General features: G+C 69.3%; 25 protein-coding genes. 10 read left to right on the top strand and 15 right to left on the bottom strand.

All coding sequences use genetic code 11. From position 1 onward, the window contains the following. Positions 1-73 precede the first annotated feature (73 nt). The 5 genes from QSK35_RS32540 to QSK35_RS32520 are packed head-to-tail and all read right to left on the bottom strand — an operon-like array spanning position 74 to position 4,322. Positions 74-823 (bottom strand): urease accessory protein UreD, encoded by a 750-nt coding sequence (locus QSK35_RS32540; protein WP_285751480.1) that lies wholly within the window; start codon positions 821-823, stop codon positions 74-76. Continuing rightward, positions 820-1,455, bottom strand: a complete 636-nt coding sequence (gene ureG, locus QSK35_RS32535; RefSeq protein ID WP_352244165.1) for an urease accessory protein UreG — start codon at positions 1,453-1,455, stop codon at positions 820-822. The genes QSK35_RS32540 and ureG overlap by 4 nt, the downstream gene beginning before the upstream one ends. Next, positions 1,445-2,059, bottom strand: coding sequence for an urease accessory protein UreF (locus tag QSK35_RS32530; protein WP_285751648.1), 615 nt, complete (start codon positions 2,057-2,059; stop codon positions 1,445-1,447). Before QSK35_RS32530 ends, ureG begins: the two co-directional genes overlap by 11 nt. Beyond that, complete coding sequence (locus QSK35_RS32525) at positions 2,056-3,729, bottom strand: urease subunit alpha (RefSeq protein ID WP_285751479.1); 1,674 nt, start codon at positions 3,727-3,729, stop codon at positions 2,056-2,058. Before QSK35_RS32525 ends, QSK35_RS32530 begins: the two co-directional genes overlap by 4 nt. After that, entirely contained in the window at positions 3,726-4,322 is a 597-nt protein-coding gene (locus QSK35_RS32520) for an urease subunit gamma (protein ID WP_285751478.1), read from the bottom strand. Before QSK35_RS32520 ends, QSK35_RS32525 begins: the two co-directional genes overlap by 4 nt. A gap of 93 nt (positions 4,323-4,415) precedes the next feature. Between QSK35_RS32520 and QSK35_RS32515 the strand changes: the two genes are divergently transcribed. From QSK35_RS32515 to QSK35_RS32505, 3 genes are read left to right on the top strand one after another with little or no spacing between them, the layout of a single operon-like run. Beyond that, the gene (locus QSK35_RS32515; RefSeq protein WP_285751477.1) at positions 4,416-5,516 is read left to right on the top strand and encodes a citrate synthase 2; all 1,101 of its coding nucleotides are present in this window, start codon (positions 4,416-4,418) and stop codon (positions 5,514-5,516) included. Further along, entirely contained in the window at positions 5,513-5,905 is a 393-nt protein-coding gene (locus QSK35_RS32510; protein ID WP_285751476.1) for a polysaccharide biosynthesis C-terminal domain-containing protein, read from the top strand. Before QSK35_RS32515 ends, QSK35_RS32510 begins: the two co-directional genes overlap by 4 nt. Positions 5,906-5,907: 2 nt before the next feature. Further along, entirely contained in the window at positions 5,908-7,077 is a 1,170-nt protein-coding gene (locus tag QSK35_RS32505) for a hypothetical protein (RefSeq protein WP_285751474.1), read from the top strand. On the opposite strand, the gene QSK35_RS32500 is transcribed toward QSK35_RS32505, so the two are convergent. The 5 genes from QSK35_RS32500 to QSK35_RS32480 all read right to left on the bottom strand — a co-directional run bounded on the left by QSK35_RS32500 (position 7,078) and on the right by QSK35_RS32480 (position 10,866). Beyond that, a complete protein-coding gene (locus QSK35_RS32500) occupies positions 7,078-7,677 on the bottom strand; it encodes a response regulator (protein ID WP_285751473.1) in 600 nt (199 codons plus the stop codon). Further along, on the bottom strand, positions 7,674-8,726 hold the full coding sequence (locus QSK35_RS32495; RefSeq protein ID WP_285751472.1) for a sensor histidine kinase: 1,053 nt from the start codon (positions 8,724-8,726) through the stop codon (positions 7,674-7,676). The genes QSK35_RS32500 and QSK35_RS32495 overlap by 4 nt, the downstream gene beginning before the upstream one ends. After that, complete coding sequence (locus QSK35_RS32490) at positions 8,705-9,505, bottom strand: ABC transporter permease (protein ID WP_285751471.1); 801 nt, start codon at positions 9,503-9,505, stop codon at positions 8,705-8,707. The genes QSK35_RS32495 and QSK35_RS32490 overlap by 22 nt, the downstream gene beginning before the upstream one ends. Further along, entirely contained in the window at positions 9,502-10,326 is an 825-nt protein-coding gene (locus QSK35_RS32485) for an ABC transporter ATP-binding protein (RefSeq protein ID WP_285751470.1), read from the bottom strand. The genes QSK35_RS32490 and QSK35_RS32485 overlap by 4 nt, the downstream gene beginning before the upstream one ends. A gap of 84 nt (positions 10,327-10,410) precedes the next feature. Continuing rightward, positions 10,411-10,866: an RICIN domain-containing protein gene (locus QSK35_RS32480; RefSeq protein ID WP_285751469.1), complete on the bottom strand. Its 456-nt coding sequence runs from the start codon at positions 10,864-10,866 to the stop codon at positions 10,411-10,413. Positions 10,867-11,198: 332 nt separating this feature from the next. Here QSK35_RS32480 and serC point away from each other — a divergent pair, with 332 nt between their 5' ends. After that, positions 11,199-12,329: a phosphoserine transaminase gene (serC, locus tag QSK35_RS32475; protein WP_285751468.1), complete on the top strand. Its 1,131-nt coding sequence runs from the start codon at positions 11,199-11,201 to the stop codon at positions 12,327-12,329. A 59-nt stretch (positions 12,330-12,388) separates the two neighbouring features. Here the strand turns inward: serC and QSK35_RS32470 are convergent, their stop codons facing one another. From QSK35_RS32470 to QSK35_RS32455, 4 genes are read right to left on the bottom strand one after another with little or no spacing between them, the layout of a single operon-like run. Continuing rightward, positions 12,389-13,543: an ABC transporter permease gene (locus QSK35_RS32470; protein ID WP_285751467.1), complete on the bottom strand. Its 1,155-nt coding sequence runs from the start codon at positions 13,541-13,543 to the stop codon at positions 12,389-12,391. Beyond that, on the bottom strand, positions 13,540-14,190 hold the full coding sequence (locus QSK35_RS32465) for an ABC transporter ATP-binding protein (RefSeq protein WP_285751466.1): 651 nt from the start codon (positions 14,188-14,190) through the stop codon (positions 13,540-13,542). Before QSK35_RS32465 ends, QSK35_RS32470 begins: the two co-directional genes overlap by 4 nt. Beyond that, positions 14,187-15,230 carry a peptidoglycan-binding protein gene (locus QSK35_RS32460; RefSeq protein WP_285751465.1) on the bottom strand — a complete coding sequence of 348 codons (1,044 nt, stop codon included), beginning with the start codon at positions 15,228-15,230 and terminating at the stop codon, positions 14,187-14,189. Before QSK35_RS32460 ends, QSK35_RS32465 begins: the two co-directional genes overlap by 4 nt. Next, positions 15,223-15,738 (bottom strand): hypothetical protein, encoded by a 516-nt coding sequence (locus tag QSK35_RS32455; protein ID WP_285751464.1) that lies wholly within the window; start codon positions 15,736-15,738, stop codon positions 15,223-15,225. The genes QSK35_RS32460 and QSK35_RS32455 overlap by 8 nt, the downstream gene beginning before the upstream one ends. Before the next feature lie 88 nt (positions 15,739-15,826). Between QSK35_RS32455 and QSK35_RS32450 the strand changes: the two genes are divergently transcribed. The 6 genes from QSK35_RS32450 to QSK35_RS32425 all read left to right on the top strand — a co-directional run bounded on the left by QSK35_RS32450 (position 15,827) and on the right by QSK35_RS32425 (position 19,854). Continuing rightward, positions 15,827-16,486, top strand: a complete 660-nt coding sequence (locus tag QSK35_RS32450; RefSeq protein WP_285751463.1) for a response regulator transcription factor — start codon at positions 15,827-15,829, stop codon at positions 16,484-16,486. Then, positions 16,483-17,595, top strand: coding sequence for a sensor histidine kinase (locus tag QSK35_RS32445; protein WP_285751462.1), 1,113 nt, complete (start codon positions 16,483-16,485; stop codon positions 17,593-17,595). Before QSK35_RS32450 ends, QSK35_RS32445 begins: the two co-directional genes overlap by 4 nt. A gap of 101 nt (positions 17,596-17,696) precedes the next feature. After that, complete coding sequence (gene sepH / locus QSK35_RS32440) at positions 17,697-18,662, top strand: septation protein SepH (RefSeq protein WP_285751461.1); 966 nt, start codon at positions 17,697-17,699, stop codon at positions 18,660-18,662. Between the two features lie 7 nt (positions 18,663-18,669). Next, positions 18,670-19,005 (top strand): hypothetical protein, encoded by a 336-nt coding sequence (locus QSK35_RS32435; protein ID WP_285751459.1) that lies wholly within the window; start codon positions 18,670-18,672, stop codon positions 19,003-19,005. Positions 19,006-19,049: 44 nt separating this feature from the next. Next, entirely contained in the window at positions 19,050-19,457 is a 408-nt protein-coding gene (locus QSK35_RS32430) for a hypothetical protein (protein ID WP_285751458.1), read from the top strand. Further along, on the top strand, positions 19,426-19,854 hold the full coding sequence (locus tag QSK35_RS32425; protein WP_285751457.1) for a hypothetical protein: 429 nt from the start codon (positions 19,426-19,428) through the stop codon (positions 19,852-19,854). Before QSK35_RS32430 ends, QSK35_RS32425 begins: the two co-directional genes overlap by 32 nt. Here the strand turns inward: QSK35_RS32425 and QSK35_RS32420 are convergent. Further along, entirely contained in the window at positions 19,840-20,064 is a 225-nt protein-coding gene (locus tag QSK35_RS32420; RefSeq protein WP_285751456.1) for a hypothetical protein, read from the bottom strand. The two genes, QSK35_RS32425 and QSK35_RS32420, sit on opposite strands and share 15 nt — an antisense overlap. Positions 20,065-20,166 lie beyond the last annotated feature (102 nt).

The following is a 20,166-nucleotide window of genomic DNA, read 5'->3' as shown; positions in this document are numbered from 1 at the left end:
GGCCGTTCACGGAACCGCCTGGGCGGTGATGACGAACACCCCAACTCGTAACTGTCCGTACGATTTCCGTTCTTTATCGAGAACGTGATCGAGACAGTTGTTCACAATCAGCCACGATCGAGTGGTCCAGCACACGTGTCGCCGTGACAACGTCGTCGGCCAGCACCGTGACGAGTGAACCTCCGAAAGCCAGCGGAACGCGTGACCACCACTCCCCACCTGCGGTGGAACACGCCGAGTCGTCGAGGCGCAGGTCCGTGCCGAGCACGCGTTTGCCCGCCAGACCCGCGGGGCTCGCCGCGACTCGCGGATCACCGATCGCCAACCGCTGGTGCAGCAACGGTTTCCCGTCGCGGCGCGCCCGCACCGTGGTCCCCAGCACACCGGGTTGCTCACCGGATCGGCCGAGTACCAACACTTCCCGTGTGCGCAGCACGGCCGTTGGCGCGAGCGACACCGAGAGCACGGCCTCGTGGCGCGCCCGAGCCGTCACGACGGTCGGCTCCGGCAGGTAGGTCACCGCGGCGCCGTCCTCGACCTCGAAGGTCACCGTGGTGCGGCTGCCGTCCGCCCGGTGGCCGGGCAGGGCGAGGGTGGCCGCCACGCCGCGCAACGCGAGCCGCGCTCCGGCACCGACGCGGACGGTCAGCGTCAGGTCGTCGCCGCCCAGGGGCGCGGTCACCGAGCTGACGAGGTGCACCAGCGCTTCGGTGGACGCGCGGCGGTGCGGCACCAGCGTCAGCGGCGCCTGGGAGCGGAGATCGCGCACGACGCTGTTGCCGTGCGCGTCCAGTGAGACCGTCAGCAGGGCCGATGACCTCACAGCTGGTCCAGCACCCACTTCGCGACGTCGGGAGCGCCGGGCGTCTCGACGAGCGACTGCGTGATCACCGGCAGCTCCCCGCGCATGCGGTGGGCGTCCGACACCATCACGTCCATGTCGGCGCCGACGTGCGGCGCCAGGTCGGTTTTGTTGATCACCAGCAGGTCCGCGGTCGTCACGCCGGGGCCGCCCTTGCGCGGCACCTTGTCGCCGCCCGCGACGTCCACGACGAAGATCTGTTTGTCGACAAGTCCCCTGCTGAACACCGCGGTCAGGTTGTCGCCGCCGCTCTCGATGATGATCAGGTCCAGGCCGTGGAATCGTTCTTCGAGGCGTTCCACGGCGTCGAGGTTCGCGGTGATGTCGTCGCGGATCGCGGTGTGCGGGCAGCAGCCGGTCTGCACGGCCTCGATGCGCGCCGGGTCCAGCACCCCCGCCCTGCGCAGGAAGTCGGCGTCCTCGGTCGTGTAGATGTCGTTGGTGACGACGGCCAGCTTGAGCTGGTCGCCCAGCGCGCGGCACAGCGCCGCGGTCAGCGCCGTCTTGCCGCTGCCGACCGGGCCGCCGATGCCGATGCGGAACGTCGGTCCGTGGTGATGATCGTGCTGGTCCGGGCCGTGATCAGCTCCCAAAGAGACGCACCTCTTCCTGGTGGTGACGGTCGTGCGCCTCGGCCAGCAGGTCGAGTGCGGGTGAACCGATGGCGGGCAGTTCCTTGGTCGCTTCGAGCGCGACCGCGCGCATGTCGTCGGACAGGCCGGCGACGATCGCGTTGACCCCGAACGGGTCCAGTCCGAGCAGCCGCACCGCCGCGCTCGCCGGGCCGCTCACGGACAGGTACGCGCAGGTCAGCGCGGCTTCGTACGGATCGTCGACGAGCACGCCGACGACGATGGGGTGGTGCGGGTCGCGCGGCAGCTCGTCCAGTCGCGGCGACGGCCAGGCCCGCCGTGCGGCCCGCAGCATCCCGCGTCCCTGAGCCCGTGACGCGGCCCTTTGCGCGGGTGACGGCGTGCGCGCGTCGAGTTCGGCGTCCAACTCGGCCAGGTCGCCACGCGCGGCGGCGAATCCGGCCGCGAGCAGGCCCGCCGTGTGCAAACGCCCGTACAGGAACGACTCCAGCGACTTCTCGTCCGTCACGAGCTTGCGCGCGGCCGCCTCCTCCAGCCCGCCCGAGTGGACGTGCCCGCCGCCGGGGAAGCGGGAGTCGGCGAGCATCAACGCGGTGATCATCAGAACAGGAAGTAGCGCTGGGCCATGGGGAGCTCGACGGCGGGCTGCGGTTCGACGAGCTCGCCGTCGACGCGCACGGCGAAGCTGTCCGGGTCGACGCGCACGGACGGCATGGCGTCGTTGAGGACCATGTCCGCCTTGGTGATCCGCCGCGTGTTCGACACGGGCAGCACGCGCCGCGCGTAGCGGTCCGCGATACCGGCGTCGATCGCCTGCTGTGACACGAAGTGCACGCTGCTCGCGGCACCCGCCGACGCACCGAACATCGGCCGCGCGAACACCGGTTGCGGCGTCGGGATGGACGCGTTGGCGTCGCCCATCGCACCCCACGCGATGAACCCGCCCTTGAGCACCACGGACGGCCGCACGCCGAAGAACTTCGGTTCCCACAGCACGAGGTCCGCGAGTTTGCCGGGCTCCACCGAGCCGACCTCGCCGTCGATGCCGTGCGCGATGGCCGGGTTGATCGTGTACTTCGCGACGTACCGGCGAGCCCTCAAGTTGTCCTCACCGCGACGCTTGAGCATCACGTGCGCGGTCTGCCACGTCCGGATGATCACCTCGCCGACGCGGCCCATCGCCTGCGAGTCGGAGCTGATCATCGAGATCGCGCCCAGGTCGTGCAGCAGGTCCTCGGCCGCGATCGTCGTCGGCCGGATGCGGCTCTCCGCGAACGCCAGGTCCTCCGGCACCGACGGGTTCAGGTGATGGCACACCATCAACATGTCCAGGTGCTCTTCGAGCGTGTTGACCGTGTGCGGGCGCGTCGGGTTCGTCGACGACGGCAGCACGTTCGGCTCGGACACGATCTGGATGATGTCCGGCGCGTGCCCGCCCCCGGCACCCTCGGAGTGGTAGGCGTTGATGCTGCGCCCGGCGATGGCGTCCACAGTGGACTCCAGGAACCCGGCCTCGTTCAACGTGTCCGTGTGGATCGCGACCTGCACGCCGGACTCGTCGGCGATCCGCAGGCAGGCGTCGATCGCGGCGGGCGTGGTGCCCCAGTCCTCGTGCAGCTTGAACCCGCCCGCGCCCCCGATCAACTGTTCGCGCAACGCGTCGTCGCGGACGGTGTTCCCCTTGCCCAGCAACAGAACGTTGACCGGCATGTGGTCCATCGCGGTCAGCATGCGGTCGAGGTTCCACGCGCCGGGCGTGACGGTCGTGGCCTTCGTGCCCTCCGCGGGCCCGGTGCCGCCGCCGATCAACGTGGTGAGGCCGGACGCCAGCGCCTCCTCCACGATCTGCGGGCAGATGAAGTGCACGTGGCAGTCGATGCCGCCCGCGGTGAGGATCTTCCCGTTGCCGGACAGGATCTCCGTTGACGGCCCGATCACGATGTCGACGCCGTCCATCGTGTCGGGGTTGCCGGCCTTGCCGATCTTCTCGATGCGGCCGTCCCGCACGCTGACGTCGGCCTTGACCACACCCCAGTGGTCGAGGATCACCGCACCGGTGATCACCAGGTCCGGCGCCCCCTCCGCACGGGTTGCCATGCCCTGGCCCATCGACTCCCGGATGACCTTGCCACCACCGAAGATCACCTCGTCGCCGGACCCGGCGCCGCGGCTGCGGTCCTCGGTGACCTCGATGAAGATGTCGGTGTCCGCCAACCGAATCCGGTCGCCGGCGGTCGGTCCGAGCAGCTCGGCATAACGTTCGCGATCGATCATCGTTGCAACCCCGGCACCCGTCGAAGTCCAGCCAGCGGAACAAGCACAACTTCGCGTTCGACCCCCGGCTCGAACCGCGTAGCGGTGCCCGCGGGGATGTCGAGCCGGAACCCGTGGGCCTGGTCCCGGTCGAACGACAGCCCGGCGTTGACCGAGGCGAAGTGAAAGTGCGAGCCGACCTGCACGGGCCGGTCGCCGGTGTTGACGACGACCATCGTGCGCTTCTCGCGCCCCGGATTCAGCTCGACGGGCTCGCTGCCGACGACGACCTCACCGGGCACGAACCCACTGGGCGCGATCGGGCTGTGCACGGTGACGAGCTTCGTGCCGTCCGGGAACGTAGCCTCGACCTGCACGGACTCGATCATCTCGGGCACCCCGCCCAGCACCTGCTCGGGTGCCAGCACAGCGCGTCCGGACTCCATCAACTCGCTGACCGTGCGCCCGTCGCGCGCGCCTTCGAGCACGTGATCGGTGATCAGCGCGACGGCCTCCGGGTAGTTCAGCAGCACTCCGCGCTCGAGCCTGCGACGGGCGACGTCGGCGGCCACGTGCACCAGGAGTTTGTCCTGTTCGTGCGGCGTCAGGTGCATAGGGAAAGGTCTACCACGCGAAAGCTCGCTATCGCAGAGTGGAATTGTGAGTTCTGGATTGCCAGCTTGTTTCTCCTGGCGTTGAGTTGACCCATGACTCAGCTAGCCGCCGAAGGTCTGGAGGGCGTGGTCGCCTTCCGCACCGAGATCGCCGAACCGGACCGTGACGGTGGCGCGCTGCGCTACCGCGGGGTCGACATCGAGGACCTGGTCGGAAAGGTCAGCTTCGGCAACGTCTGGGCGTTGCTCGTAGACGGCCGCTTCGGCCCAGGCCTGCCGCCCGCGGAGCCGTTCCCCATCCCGGTACACACGGGCGACGTCCGTGTCGACGTCCAGGCGGCGCTGGCGATGGTCGCACCGATCTGGGGCTACCAGCCGCTGCTGGACATTTCCCTGGAGGAGGCACGCGCCCAGCTGGCCCGAGCGTCAGTCATGGCCTTGTCGTATGCGGCGCAGTCCGCGCGCGGCATCGGCCGCCCAGCCGTGCCGCAGTCGCGAATCGACCAGTGCAAAACGGTCACCGAGCGCTTCCTGACCCGCTGGCGCGACGAGCCGGATCCCAAGCACGTCAAGGCTTTGGACGCCTACTGGGTCTCGGCGGCCGAGCACGGCCTGAACGCCTCGACGTTCACCGCGCGTGTGATCGCCTCGACGGGCGCGGACGTGGCGGCCTCGATGTCGGGCGCGATCGGCGCCATGTCCGGCCCACTGCACGGCGGCGCCCCGGCTCGCGTGCTGCCAATGATCGAGGCGGCCGAGAACGCCGACCCTGCCTCCGTGGTGCGCGGCATCCTCGACCGCCGCGAACGCCTGATGGGTTTCGGACACCGCGTGTACCGCGCCGAGGACCCGCGCGCCCGCGTGCTGCGGCGAACCTGTCTGGAACTGGGCGCCCCGCGCTACGAGGTGGCCGCCGCCTTGGAGCAGGCCGCTCTGGCGGAGCTGCGGGAACGACGGCCGGACCGGGCGATCGAGACGAACGTGGAGTTCTGGGCAGCGGTGATTCTCGACTTCGCCGAGGTACCGCCGCACATGATGCCCGCGATGTTCACGTGCGCGCGTACGGCGGGGTGGTCGGCGCACATCCTGGAGCAGAAGCGCACGGGCCGGCTCGTGCGTCCTTCCGCGGCCTACGTGGGGCCTGGCCCACGCCGACCCGAAGACGTGGAGGGCTGGGCCACCATTGCCGAGTGATCGAAGAGCTGACCGTCACCCCGCTGGCCGGGCATCCGGATGACCGCGGGCTGAGCTTCTCGCTCCCCCTGGAGCTGCTCGGCGCCGCCCGCGACACGCACGTCGCGACGATCCGGCCCGGCCATGTACGCGGCAACCACTTCCACGCGCACAAGTACGAACTGATCGGCGTGCTGTACCGAGGCGCGTGGTCGCTGCACTGGGACACCGGCCCCGGCACGCCCGCCCGGCACCGCACGTTCACCGGCGACGGCGCGGTGGTCGTCGCCGTGCCGAAGAACTGGGCGCACGCCGTCCGCAACGACGGTGAGTCCGAAATTCTGATCATCGTCGCCTCCGATCAGCCTTACGATCCGACGGATTCCGTCGCGCGAGGGGTGACCGACTGAAGATGGATGAGCATTTCCGGACGTTCTGCCACATCAGCGACTACGGCTCGGACGGCTACGCGAACCTGCACCGGCTCATCGCGACCAGCTCGCCGCTCGTGCTCTGGGCTCCGTCGAGCCAGCTGCTGCACGACCCGAGGTGCCGGATCACCCCCGAGGCGTTCGTGCGCTACGTCGAACGCGGCGCGGTCCGCATCATCGGCCGCGAGAACTGGTTGCTGGACAAGGAGTTCCGCGACGAGCACCGCTGGCCGGGCGCACGCTGGGACCACACGGTCGACGCCGCGATCCGGTCCATCGCGCTGCACGACCAGAGCCTGCCGCCGAGCCGCAGGCGCGTCACGATCGCTCCTGACGAGCAGGGCCTGACCCGCGCCACCGAGCACGTCGAGCAGCATCCGGAGGTCATCGAGTCGCTGCGCGAGGCGCTGACCACCGGCGCGAACGAGCTACCCCTCGGTGTCGTCCAGCACGCGAGCCGGTACCTGTCCGACCCGCGGGACCTCGCGATCAACATCCTGCGTCCCGCGTACAACCACCTCGACGCGATCGCGATGTCCGAGACACGGGCACCGTTCTTCCTGTCCCGCAAGGAAAGCCGATTTCACGAGCTGCTGTCGACGCTTCAGGAGCCGGGTCCGGCGGCGCCGCCGAAACACCACGACGCCGAGGTGCTCGCCGACCTGACCGTCCAGGTGCTCGACCTGATGCGGCACCTCGACCGGCTGCGCGAGTCGTCGCTCGACGGCTTCGTCGACGGCGAGGGCCACGAGCTGCTCACCCGGTGGCTGTCCGCGGTCTGCGAGGACGTCAGCCGGTTACCCCCGGACAGCGTGCGGGGCGCCGTGGTGCGGCGGCTGCGCGACGAGTTCGACCGCGGCCGGCTGCGTGACGGCTGGCGGGACATCGCGGGCAGCCTGGAGGGTGTCGTCTCGGGCGCGGGCCTGACGTCCGCCGTCACCGAGGTCCTCGTCCAGCAGCTCGGCGTGTTCACCGCGATCGGCCTCGCGACGGGCGCGGTGACCATGGCGCACGGCCTGATGCAGAAACTCGGGCACGCCAAGGTGCCCTATGAGGGGGCGTCGCAGTGGCCGTTCCTCTACGCGTTCGGCAAGCCCGCGTCCGGCCGGCGGCACGCCGAGGTGGGCCGCCTGCTCGACGGCCTCACCTGATCAGAGCATCCCGCGGTCCATCGCCGTCGTGACGGCGGCGGTGCGGTCCGACACGCCCAGCTTGTTGAAGATCCGCAACAGGTGCGTCTTCACCGTGGCCTCGCTGATGAACAGCTGCTTGCCGATCTCGGCGTTCGACAGCCCGCGCGCGACCAGCCGCAGCACCTCGGCCTCGCGCGCGGAGAGCGGCGGCGTGCGCACCTGACCGACGAGCTTGGACACCATGGACGGCGCGAGCACGGTCTCGCCGCGCGCACAGGCGCGGATGGCGTTGATCAGCTCGTCAGGCGTCGAGTCCTTCAGCAGATAACCGGAGGCGCCAGCCTCGACCGCGCGCAGGATGTCCGAGTCCGTGTCGTACGTCGTGAGCACAAGAACCCGCGGCCCGGTAGGCACAATCTGAGCGGTAGCCGCAACCCCATCCATGCCAGGCATCCGCAAATCCATCAGCACCACGTCCGGCGACAACTCAGCAGCGGCAACAAGTGCCTCAGCCCCGGACCCCGCCTCCCCCACCACGGACAAATCGTCCCCGGTAAGCATCCCGCGCAGCCCCTGCCGCACCACAGGATGGTCGTCCACCAGCAGAATCCTGATCACAGCGGCACCTCCACCAGCAGCGACGCCCCCGGCCCACCACCGAGAGTCAGCCTGCCACCCACCTGCTCCAACCGAGCCCGCATCCCCCGCAACCCGAACCCTTCGGGCGCGTCCCCGAACCCACGCCCATCATCAGACACCTCCAAACGCACCGAGTCCGCAAAGAACTGCAGCACCACGGCAACCGAGGAAGCCTCAGAATGCTTGCGCACGTTGTGCAACGCCTCCTGAGCCGACCGAAGCAACACCACCTCAACGGAGGTGGGCAACGCCCGCACATCACCGATAACGCGGAACGATGCGTCTATCTCAACCCCGGAAACCAGGCGCCGCAACGCGTCCTCCAACGTTCCGTCCAAAGGAGACGGTGCGGTAGCGGCGACCAGAGCCCGCGCCTCACGCAGGTTCTCCCGCGCGGTTTGCAACGCCAACTCCACGTTGGGTTCGCGAGCCTGCAACAACGTGATGATCGACGTGAAGCCCTGCGCGAGCGTGTCGTGGATCTCGGCGGAAAGCCGGGCGCGTTCGGCCTCGCGGGTGAGCGTCTCGATCTGTTCGAGCAACACGCCGCGCTGCGCGTTCTGGTGCGCGATCCGCGTGATCGCCCAGCCGAAGGCGTGGGAGAAACCGATGATCAGGGCGTCGAACTGCAGTGCCAGGACGACCTTGCCGCCCAGCAGGTACTCGACGACCGTCGGCGTCAGCACGAACAGCACCATGGGCGGGAACGCCCACGCGAGCGGGAGCACCATGTAGATCTGCGGCACCAGCCCGAACAGCGCGAACGCCGCCGAGCCGGTGAACCACGTCGCCGCGGTGAACGGGATCCACATGACGGCGACGTAGACGAACCCGTGCCAGCTGTCCTCCGCCGCCAGGGTCAGCCTGCGGCCGTAGAAGACGAACCACAGGGCGTTCAGCGCGAGACACCCGGTCGCCGCCAGGCGGGCGGCGACCGGGGTGTTGTCGAACCACAGGATCACGACGGTTGTGACCTGGGTGACCGCGAAGAGGAAGTTCCACGCGGTTACCGGTTGTCGTTGGTCCACCTGAACGTTCGCGTCACAAGGAGCAGGCCGGCGACGCACCAGGCGCCGAGGACCAAGGCGATCTTTCCGAGCTCCCACGACCCCGCCACCTCCAGCACCTGGTACTCGTCCGACGCGAACACCGAACGGAAACCCTGACACACCCACTTGAGCGGGAAGATCGCGCCCGTGATCTGCAGCGAGTCCGGCAGCGCGGTCAGCGGCGAGATGAACACACCCGAGATGAACTGCAGGATGATGTACGGCAGGTTCAGCACGGCCGGCGCGCTGCGCGTCGACTTCGCCAGTGAGCTCACCACGGTGCCGAGCAGCGAACACGCGATCACGCCGAGCAGAAACACCCAGGCGAACGTGGCGATCTTCTTCGGGTCCGTCGGGAGCTCGACGTCGAATCGGAGCCACGCGACGGCCAGCAGCAGCACGACCTCGGCGAGGCTCGACACCAGCACCAGGATCGTCTTGCCGATGAAGTACGACGCGAGCGGCATCGGCGTGCCGTGCAGGCGCTTGAGCGTGCCGTCCTCGCGGTCGGCCGCGATGCTGATGCCCAGTCCCACGAACGACGTGGAGATGATGCCCGCGCCGACCATGCTGGCCGCGAACAGCTGGCCCTGGATCGGCTGCTTCACGTAGACCGTGCCGAGCAGCAGCATGATCACCGCCGGCAGCGAGAACGTGAACACCACGTTCTCGCGCTGCCGGAAGAACTCGCGCAGCTCGGTCCCACCCCTCGCGAGGCCGAGGCTGAACAAGCCGGGCAGTGCGGTGGCCGTGGTCATGCGATCAGCTCCAGGTAGACGTCTTCGAGGGTCGGGCGGGAGACGGTCAGCTCGGCCAGCTCGCCGTGCTTGGCCAGCTCGGCGATCACCTTCGTGGGCTCGCTGGTGCTGATCTCGTGCGGACCGCGGTCGTCGGTCCACCGCACGGTCGCGTCCGCGGAGTGCCTGCCGCCGAGCGTCGCCGGCGTCCCCTCCGCGACGATGCGGCCCTTCGCGAGCACCGCGACGCGGTCGGCCAGTGCCTCGGCCTCGTCGAGGTAGTGCGTGGTCAGCAGGATGGTCGTGCCCTCGGCGGCGAGCTTGCGGATCAACGTCCAGAAGTGCCTGCGCGCCTCCGGGTCGAACCCGGTCGTCGGCTCGTCGAGGAACACCAGCTCGGGCCGCCCGATGATGCCGAGCGCCACGTCCAGCCGGCGCCGCTGCCCGCCGGACAGGGTGCGGACCCGCGACTTGGCCTTCTCGGTCAGGCCGACGAGCTCGATCACCTCGTCGGGCTGCCGCGGGTCGGCGTAGTACTTCGCGAAGTGCCGCACGGACTCGGCGACGGTCAGCTCGGCGGCGTCGGTCGCGGTCTGCAGCACGATCCCGATGCGCGACCGCCATGTTCGCCCGGCTTTGCCGGGATCGTCCCCCAGGACGTGCACCTCGCCGGCGTCCCGCCTGCGGTGACCCTCGAGGATCTCCACGGTCGTCGTCTTGCCCGCCCCGTTCGGGCCGAGGACCGCGAACACCTCGCCCCGCTCGACGTCCAGGTCGACGCCGTCCACCGCCTGGTGGTCCTTGTAGGCCTTGCGAAGGCCCCTGACTCGGATCGCGTTCATGTCGAAAATGGTCGTCCCGCGAGGGGTTCCCGCGGGACGACCACGCGATCGACCACCGGTGTCAACCGACCGGTGGACACGGCCTCAGGCGGCGCGCCAGTACTGGTCGGCGTACGCGGGCGTGCACGGGTACCCGAACACCGCGCCGTCGGCGTGCGCGGCGATGCACCAGCCGGCGTGATAGGTGTTCTCGATCATTCCGGCGATCCCGCGGTAGTTGCGCCAGATCTGATCCTGGTACGCCGGTGTGCACGGGTGCGTGAATACGCGCCCGCCGGGGTGCATCGCAATGCACGCACCGCTGAAGAAATTCTGAATCTGACCGTTGCCGAACCACTGCCAGTACTGGTCGAGATACTGACCGGTACATCCCCCGAACATGAACAGGTCCGGGTGGTGGTTGGCCAGGCACATCTCGGCGGGCAGCCCGTTGTTGCGCAACAGGTACCAGGCCTGCGCGTGGACATCCCCCTGCTTTGGTGCCACGACCAGCGAAGACGGGTCCGCAGCCGCCGACGCGGTCACGGACGTGAACGACATCGTCACCACTGCGAACAATCCGATTAAGAGCGCACTGAACCTTCTTTTACGCATAACCGAAAGCCTTTCCCCAAAAGGCTGGACACAGAACTAGAAGCCCCCATTAAGCCCCCAGCTCCCACGACGCTACTCCCGCCCGTTAAAACACACCAGGCGAGCATTCGGACCAATCTTTTCAGTACATCAGTCGCCAATTCGTAAATCACCTAGAATATTGGCCGCGTGACGCTCGACACCCGCCTGTCATGTCGCTGCCACCCGGCTGCAACACTGGAACCCCGGCAACGGCGCCGGTCAGGTAGTCCCCTGTACCCCGCCCGGAGGCGTCTCCCATGACCCAGACCGCCGATCCGACCACACTGGTCCTGCCCGCCGAGCTTCAGCCGTCCGACGGCCGCTTCGGCTGCGGCCCGTCCAAGGTGCGCCCCGAGGCCGTGCAGGCGCTCGCGTCCGAGGGCGCCGCGCTGCTCGGCACGTCGCACCGGCAGAAGCCGGTGAAGAACCTGGTCGGACGCGTGCGCGCGGGCCTGCGCGAGCTGTTCTCACTGCCCGAGGGCTACGAGGTGGTGCTCGGCAACGGCGGCACCACGGCGTTCTGGGACGCCGCCGCGTTCGGGCTGGTGCGCGAGCAGGCGCAGCACTTCACGAACGGCGAGTTCTCCTCGAAGTTCGCAAAGGTGACGAACGAGGCGCCGTTCCTCAAGGACTCGCTGGTCACCAAGGCCGAGCCGGGCACCGCGCCCGAGCTGTTCTACGCCGAGGGCGCCGACCTCGTCGGCTGGGCGCACAACGAGACGTCCACCGGTGTCGCGATGCCCGTGCTGCGCCCCGAGGGCTCGGGTGACGCGCTCATCGCGATCGACGCCACGTCCGGCGCCGGTGGCCTGCCGGTGAAGGCCGAGGACTTCGACGTCTACTACTTCGCGCCGCAGAAGTCGTTCGCTTCGGACGGTGGCCTGTGGATCGCGCTGATGTCGCCCGCGGCGCTCGCGCGCGTCGAGGAGCTGTCGGGCCGGTGGAAGCCGGAGTTCCTGTCGCTGCCGACCGCACTCGACAACTCCACGAAGGACCAGACGTACAACACCCCCGCGGTGTCCACGCTGTTCCTGCTGGCGCACCAGATCGACTGGATCAACGGCAACGGTGGCCTCGACTGGGCCGTCGCGCGCACGAAGGACTCTTCGGACCGCCTGTACTCGTGGGCCGAGAAGACCTCGTACACCACGCCGTACGTCGCGGACCCCGCGCACCGGTCGCAGGTCGTCGGCACGATCAACTTCTCCGACGAGGTCGACGCCGCCGTGGTCGCCAAGGTGTTGCGCGCCAACGGGATCGTGGACACCGAGCCGTACCGCAAGCTCGGCAAGAACCAGCTGCGCGTGGCGATGTTCCCGGCGATCGAGCCGGACGACGTCACCATCCTGACCCAGGCCATCGACTGGGTGGTCTCCCAGATCAGCTGAGGTGTGCCGTTATGGCCACCTTCACGGACCTCAAGTCCGTCAAGGTGGCCATAACGGTTCTAGGCGAGGGCCTCGGTGGGTGAGAGGCGGGCGGCACGGACTGCGGGATAGACACCCGCGACCATGCCGACGAGCATCGCCGCACCCACGCCGCCCAGCAGTGCGGGCAGCGGGATGACGGCGGGCCACTTCTGCGACACCGAGTACCCGGCGGTGACGGCCACCCCGGCCAGCACGCCGACCAGGCCCCCGAGCCCGGACAGCAGCACCGACTCCGCCAGGAACTGCCCTCGCACCTGCCGGCGGGTGGCCCCGAGCGCCCGCCGCAGGCCGATCTCCCGGCGCCGTTCCAGCACCGAGATGACCATCGTGTTCGCCACTCCCACGCCGCCGACCAGCAGCGCGACCGCGCCAAGGCCGAGGAACAGCGAACTGTAGGAGCTCTCCGCGATCCGCGACGCCTCCAGCGCCTCGGACGGACGGGACACCCGAACCTCGTTGACGTGCGCGGGGTTCAGCGAGGCACCGAGCACGTTGCGCACGTCCTCGACGGCCGAGTCGGTGGTCCGCACGTACACAGTGGACGGATGCCCGTCGAACCCGAAGGAGGCGCGGGCCGTCTCCCACGAGACCAGCACGGACCGCTCGATCTCGGGTGACAGCGGCATCGGGTCGAGGATGCCAACCACCGTGAACCACTGACCGTCGATCCACACCTGCACGCCGAGCCGTTCGATGCCCAGCCGTGAGGCCGCGGTCGATCCCAGCACGACGGACTTGGACGCCGTCGTGTCCACGAACCGACCGAGCCGCACCTTGCCGCGCAGCACCTCCAACAGATCCGGATGTGCGGCCTGCACCGACAGGCCGAGCGTGTCCGATGTGGGCACCAGGTCCGACCGGCGCACTTTGGCCGACACGGCACCGGTCGCCGAAGCGCCCGTGACGGGCCCGATCCGGCGCGCCATCGGCACCGACTCGTCGGGCAGAAACGAGTTCTGCCCACCGAAGGTCTGGCCGGGCTCGGCCATCAGCAGGTTCGTGCCCAACCGGGACATCTTGTCCCGCAACGACTGCGCGCTCGACGCGGGAATCCCGATCACCGCGACGACCGCGGCGATGCCGATCGCGATGCCCAGGGCGGACAGCACCGCGCGCAACGGCCGGGTCCGCATCCCGAAGAAGCCGAGGCGCAGGAGGTCCGTGAACGTCATACGATCACCCCGTCCCGCACCTCGATCCGCCGCGAGGCACGTGCCGCGACATCCCGGTCGTGCGTGATGATCACGACCGTGGTGCCGTCGGAGTTCAGCTGCCCCAGCAGGGACAGCACGCCGGCGCCGGTCTGCGTGTCGAGGTTGCCGGTCGGTTCGTCGGCGAGCACGATGGCCGGCCGGTTCGCCACGGCCCGCGCGATCGCGACCCGCTGCTTCTCGCCGCCGGACAGCTCGTGCGGCTTGTGCAACGCGCGGTGCAGCAGCCCGACTCTGTCCAAAGCGGACATTGCCAGGGATCGTCTCTTCGTCCGCGGCACACCGGCGTAGACGAGCCCGGAAGCCACGTTCTCCACCGCGGACAGCCCGTCGGTGAGGAAGAACTGCTGGAACACGAACCCGATCTCGCTGGCCCGCAACGCCGACAGACCCTTGTCGGACAACGAGGCCACGTCCTGGCCCGCCACCTCGACCCGGCCGGTGGTCGGCCGGTCGAGCGTCCCCATCAGGTGCAGCAGCGTGGACTTCCCCGAGCCGGACGGCCCGACGATCGCGAGCATCTCGCCGCCCCCGACGGTCAGCGAGACCTCGCGCAGCGCCTGCACACCACCGGGATAGGTCCGGCTCGCCCGGTCGACCGTGATCACGACGTGGTCACCACCTTCAGGCCTTCCGAGAGCCCCTCGCCGGAGACCTCGACCGAGCCCTTGGCGAACAGGCCGGTCTTGACCGGGATCAGCCTGTGGTCCTCGGTCTCGACGGCGTAGCCGCCCTCGGCGAGCGCGAGCAGCGCGCCGACGGGCACCGCGAGCACGCCCTTCTTCGATCCGGTCGTGAACACCACGGACACCGAGGCGGAGTCCAGCCCTTCGGCCGCGGCGGGGTCGTCCACCGCGATCGACACGACCGCCTTCGGCTTGCCGCCGGGGTCGGAGGACGCGACCTTCGTGATCGACGTGACGGTGCCGGTCGTCGGCTTGCCGCCGGAGATGTCGATGCCGACCTTGTCGCCCTGTTTGGCCATGCGCTGCTTGGCGATGTCCAGCTCGACGGTGACGGCGCGGTCGGTGCCGGACACCTTCATCACCTCGCCGCCCGCGGGCGAACCGAGCTGCGCGGACAACGAACTCACCCGCACCGCGCCCGGCTGCACGACGACGTCGCCCTGGCCGAGCACACCGTTCTGCTCCAGCCCGTTGGCCTTCTGCCACTTCTTCAGCGCGGTCGCCGTGGCGTAGGTGAACTTCTCGTCCGGATCACCGAAACCGGTGTACCCCAACGCCACCAGGTTCTCTTCGAGCACCTTCACGTCCGGCCCGTTCGTCACCCCGGACGAAAGATCCCGGTACAGCGGGACCGAACCGTAGAACAACGGCACGGGCTTCGCGTCCACCCAGTACAACGGCTTGCCGCGATCGACGACGGCGCCCTGCGCGGGCAGGCCGGTGACGGTGCCCTGCTTGCGACCGGCCAGCGAGCGTTCGGCGCCGTAGGCCAGCGTGCCGGACACGGACTGCGTGTCGGCGAGGTCGGTCTTGGTGACCGGGACGGTCTTCACGGGTTCGGACTTGGGCGGTTCGGCATTGGCGCGGTCGGCGGCGACCCTGGTCACCGCGACAACGGATCCGGTGCCGACCACGACGGCCGCGACGAGGCCCGCGACGAGCAGACGGGTGCGATCAGCCACTGCGGGTCACCATGCCTTCGAAGCCGCACTCCTTCATGTCCTTCTTGGTCTTCTCGGAGTCGTCGAACGGCAGCTCCATCGCACCCGGCTTCTCGGCGTCCGGGTCGGGCATGTCGTACCCCTTGTCCCGCATGCACTTGGCCTGCTGGCGCATCTTGTCCTGCTCCTCCGGCGTCGGCTTGCGCATCTCACCGCCGTTCGGGAGGAACTTCTTGCACGCCTCGTCGGCCGCTTTCATCTTCTCCTCGTCGACGCCACCTTCGATGCGGATGGCGACGCCGCCCTCCTTGGACTCGGGATCGGGCATGTCGATGCCGTGTTCACGCATGCACTTCGTGAACTCGAGCATCTGCTTCTCGTCGATCTTTCCGTCGCCCTTCTTCTCGGGCTGGCCGGAAGTTGTCGTTTTGCCGTCGCCGGACACCGACGCGACCTTGTTCTCGGGTGCTTTGGCGCAGCCGGCCAAGGCCAGCAGCAGCACCGCGACTACCGCGATGGTGGATTTCATGGCGTCAGGTCTACGGATCGGGTGATCTGCGGGCGCTAAGCGAAAAGCTTTATCCGGCGCTTATGCCGGTGAAGTGGACACTGATCCCATGCGCGTGCTGGTGGTCGAGGACGAACAGCTGCTCGCGGACACCATCGCCGAGGGGCTGCGCCGGTTCTCGATGGCGGTGGACGTCTGCTACGACGGTGACGCGGCGCTGGAACGCGTCGGCGTGCACGACTACGACGTCGTGGTGCTCGACCGCGACCTGCCGCTGGTGCACGGCGACGACGTGTGCCGCGCTGTCGTGGACGCGGGCCTCGCCACGCGCGTGCTCATGCTCACCGCGTCCGGCGAGATCGACGACCGGGTCGCCGGGCTCGGGCTGGGCGCGGACGACTACCTGACGAAGCCGTTCGCGTTCGCCGAGCTCGTCGCACGGGTGCAGGCGCTGGCCCGGCGGTCGCGGCCGCCGCTCAAGCCGGTGCTGCAACGCGCCGGCGTCGTGCTCGACCTGCCGCGGCACCAGGCGTCGCGGGACGGGCGCTTCCTTCCGTTGTCCCCCAAGGAGTACGCCGTGCTGGAGGTGCTCATGCGCGCGGAAGGGACCGTGGTCAGCGCCGAGGAGCTGCTGGAGAAGGCGTGGGACGAGCACGCCGACCCGTTCACCAACGCGGTACGGGTGGCGGTGATGACATTGCGCCGCAAGCTCGGTCAGCCGCAGGTGATCGAGACCGTGCCCGGCGCCGGCTACCGGTTCGGGCCGTGAACCTGCGCACCAGGCTGACGGCCTGGTACGGCGGCGTGTTCCTGATCGCGGGCGCGGCGCTCGTCGCGATCTGCTACGCCCTGGTCGCGTCGACCCTGCCCGGCGCGGGCGGCGTCGCCTTCCAGGCGGCCGAGCCGTTGGACCCGGTGCTGACCACGGACCGGGTGACGACGGTGGTCGCCGAGTACCGGGCCGACGCGTTGCACAGCCTGCTGGTCTGGTCGATCGTGGCGCTCGTGGTCGCCGCGCTGCTCGCCGTGGCGCTGGGATGGGTGGTCGCCGGACGCGTGCTGGCGCCGCTGCAGTCGATCACCGCGACCGCGCACCGGCTGGAGGCCGAGCGACTGGACCAGCGGATCAACCTCGACGGCCCGGACGACGAGCTGAAGGAGCTCGCGGACACGTTCGACGGCATGCTGGACCGGCTCGCGGGCGCGTTCGACAGCCAGAAACGGTTCGTGGCCAACGCCTCCCACGAGCTGCGCACCCCGCTGGCCGTGCAGCGCACGCTGATCGAGGTCTCGATGGCAGGTCCCGAGTCCACACCCGAGCTGGAGCGGCTCGGCAGGCACCTGCTCGACGCGAACGAACGCAGCGAGCGGCTGATCGACGGCCTGCTGCAGCTGGCCCGCAGCGACCGCGGCCTCGCGACCCGCGGGCCCGTGCGGCTGGACCGGATCGTCGACGAGGAGATCGAGTCCTGCGCGGACATGGCCGCCGAACACGACGTGGAGATCAAGAGCTTCGTGCGCCGCTCTGTCGTCGAGGGTGACCCCGTGCTGCTCGAGCAACTGGTCGGCAACCTGCTGCGCAACGCGATCGTCCACAACGTGCCCGGCGGGCACGTCGACGTGCGGCTCGACGAGGTGCTCACGATCACCAACACCGGCCCCGTGGTGCCCGCCGACGCGGTGCCGGGACTCTTCGAACCCTTCCGGCGGCTGCGGGCCGACCGCACGGGTGGTGTCTCGGGTTCCGGACTGGGCCTGTCGATCGTCCGTTCGGTCGTCCGGGCGCACCAGGGTGCCGTCCGGGCGCGTCCGAACGGGGGAGGCGGGCTGGTCGTCGAGGTGAACCTCCGGGAAACGAAGGTGCGACAGCCCTCGTGAACTGGCAAGATCACGTTGAGATATCGGCGAGCCTCCCACACCAGGGAGGCTCGTTGTCCTAACGTGATCCGCTGGCGAGGTGCAATTACCGGGAGGCCATGATGCGAGCGCTGCGAGTCATCGGGCTCAGCGAGGACGGCAAGTCCGTCATCCTCGAGGACCCCGAGAACCGCGGCGAGCGTTTTGAGCTCCCCGCGGACGAGCGCCTGCGTGCCGCGGCGCGCGGTGACCTGACCCGGCTCGGCCAGATCGAGATCGAGGTCGAGTCCCAGATGCGGCCGCGTGAGATCCAGGCGCGCATCCGGGCCGGTGAGTCGATCGAGCAGGTCTCGGCGGCTTCGGGCCTGCCCGCGCACCGCGTCGAGCGCTTCGCCTACCCGGTTCTGCTGGAGCGGTCCCGTACCGCCGAGCTCGCGCAGCGCGCGCACCCGGTCCGTGAGGACGGTCCGGACGTGCAGACGCTGGGCGAGGTCGTGGCGCATTCCTTCGGCCTGCGCGGCCAGGAGTACACCGACGTGTCGTGGGACTCGTGGCGTGGCGAGGACGGCCGGTGGGTCGTGCAGCTGCACTGGCAGGCGGGCCGATCGGACAACCGTGCGCACTGGGCGTTCCACCCCGGCGCGCAGGGCGGCACCGTGACGGCGCTGGACGACGCGGCCGTGGACCTCATGGACCCGCAGCCGAACCGCACGTTGCGGACGGTGCGTCCGGTGACGCAGCTGGCGCGGCAGGCGCTGGAGCTCGAGCCCGCTCCGGTCGCGGTTGCCACGGCTCCCGCTCCCCCTCCGGTCGCGGCCGAGCCGGTTCAGCAGACGCTGCCCGAGCCGGAGCCCGCTCCGGCTCCCGTTGCGGCTCCCGTTGCGGCTCCTGTTGCGGCCGAACCCGAGCCGGAACCAGAGCCCGCACCCGCTCCTGCCCCGAAGCCGGCTGCCAAGCAGCCGGCGCCGAAGCCGGAGCCCGCCGCCGAGAAGCCGGTCCGCAAGGACCCTCCGAAGCGGGGGAAGAAGAACCACCCCATCGTGCCATCGTGGGAAGACGTTTTACTGGGCGTCCGCTCGAACAGGTGACGCTGTGGTGGGTCGTCGACTCCCCTTGGCAGCCGGAATCGGCGCCCTGCTGGGTCTTGCCTGGTGGGGACTGTTCGAGCTGATCGCAGCCGGAGTTGTCTGCACGTACGACAACTTCGGCTGCCTCGGCACGGCCGTGATCGCCGTCCCGGTGTTCACGGTCGTGGCGTTTCTTCTGTCCTGGTACGCCCTGCGTTCGCTGGAGTTCCGCAAGCCGTGGCTGCAGGCGCTGCTGGCGACCGCGATCGCCGTGCTGGCGATGGTCGTGCTCGCGACCGGCTACCCGTTCCTCGCGCCGGTGGTGTTCGCGGCCTCGTTCGCACTGGTCGCGCTGTTCGGGTAGTCCTACTCATGACGCACGGCGGCCCGGTCGACGATCATCGCCCCATGGGGGTCAGGGTTCTGGTGAGTGCCGGTGTCATCGCGCTGGCTTACTGGCTGGCGGTGATCGCACCCGGTCTTGTGGTGCTCGGCTTCTGCGATCTCGAGGGATGGGGCTGCCTCGGCTGGTACCTGCTGGCGCTGCCGGTGGCGATGGTGCTGATGTCCGTGGTGGCGGGCGTGGCGTTGCGCAAGATCGGGGTTCGCCCGGCGTGGCTGGTCGTCGTGCTCTCGATCCTGCTGCTCGCCGGCTGGACGGCGCTGGGGTGGAACGGGCTCGTGCGGTTCTCGCTGCCGTTGCCGCTCTACCTGGACCGGCTCTTGATCGGTGCGATCGCGGGTGGCTTGGCCGCGTGGGCGACCGCTCGTTACGGTGATCGGCGTGACCGAGAGGACGCCAGTCTCCGCGGGTAGGACCGGACGCCGGCTGCTCACCCGCGTCGTGCTGTCAATGGTCGTCGGCGCGGGCCTCGTGCTCGGCTGGACGTGGGCTTACGAATCCGGCTGGCTCAAGTCGTGGCTGGACAACACGTCCATGTCGGCGTTCCTGGTGCTCGTGCTGGTCGGCCTGCCGCTGGCGCTGGTGCTCAGCCTGGTGCTGGCCGGACCGCTGCTGCGCGTGTTCGGCGTGCGTCCGGTGTGGCCGATCATCCTGCTCGGGCCGGTACTCCTCGGCCTCGGCCTCTACTTCAAGGTCCACGAGCCGTTCCTGAACCTGTTCGCCAACCGGCACCACGCCGAAGCCCTGCTCGCCGCCGTCGCCTACGGGCTCGTCGGCCTGTTCACGTTCAAGCGGTCAGTCGGCCGGTAGCGCGTCGAGCAGGTTCAGGTCCCACCCCTCACGCTCACACCAGTCCTCCGCCTCCTCGCGCGACAACGTCGAAGCGTGCCGCGGGTCCGACCCGCCCAGCGGATCCCAGCCGTCCGGGGCGAGCACGAACACGCGGCCGTCGCGCGCGGCGAGCAGGCGGCCGTGCGGGAACGCCATGGTCTGTTCGGTGCGCATGTAGCGCGTCGTCATGTTCCTCATACTGCGCTTGACCTCTAGTTAAGTCGAGCCGAGACGCTCGCACCGGCAGAAAACCGGATGCCGACTGTCGGTGGTCCTTCCTACAGTCGTGAG

Source organism: Lentzea sp. NBRC 105346, assembly GCF_030269605.1.
GTDB lineage: Bacteria > Actinomycetota > Actinomycetes > Mycobacteriales > Pseudonocardiaceae > Lentzea.
The sequence above is the reverse complement of the archived record's forward strand: the minus strand, read 5'-3'. Positions and strand labels throughout refer to the sequence as shown.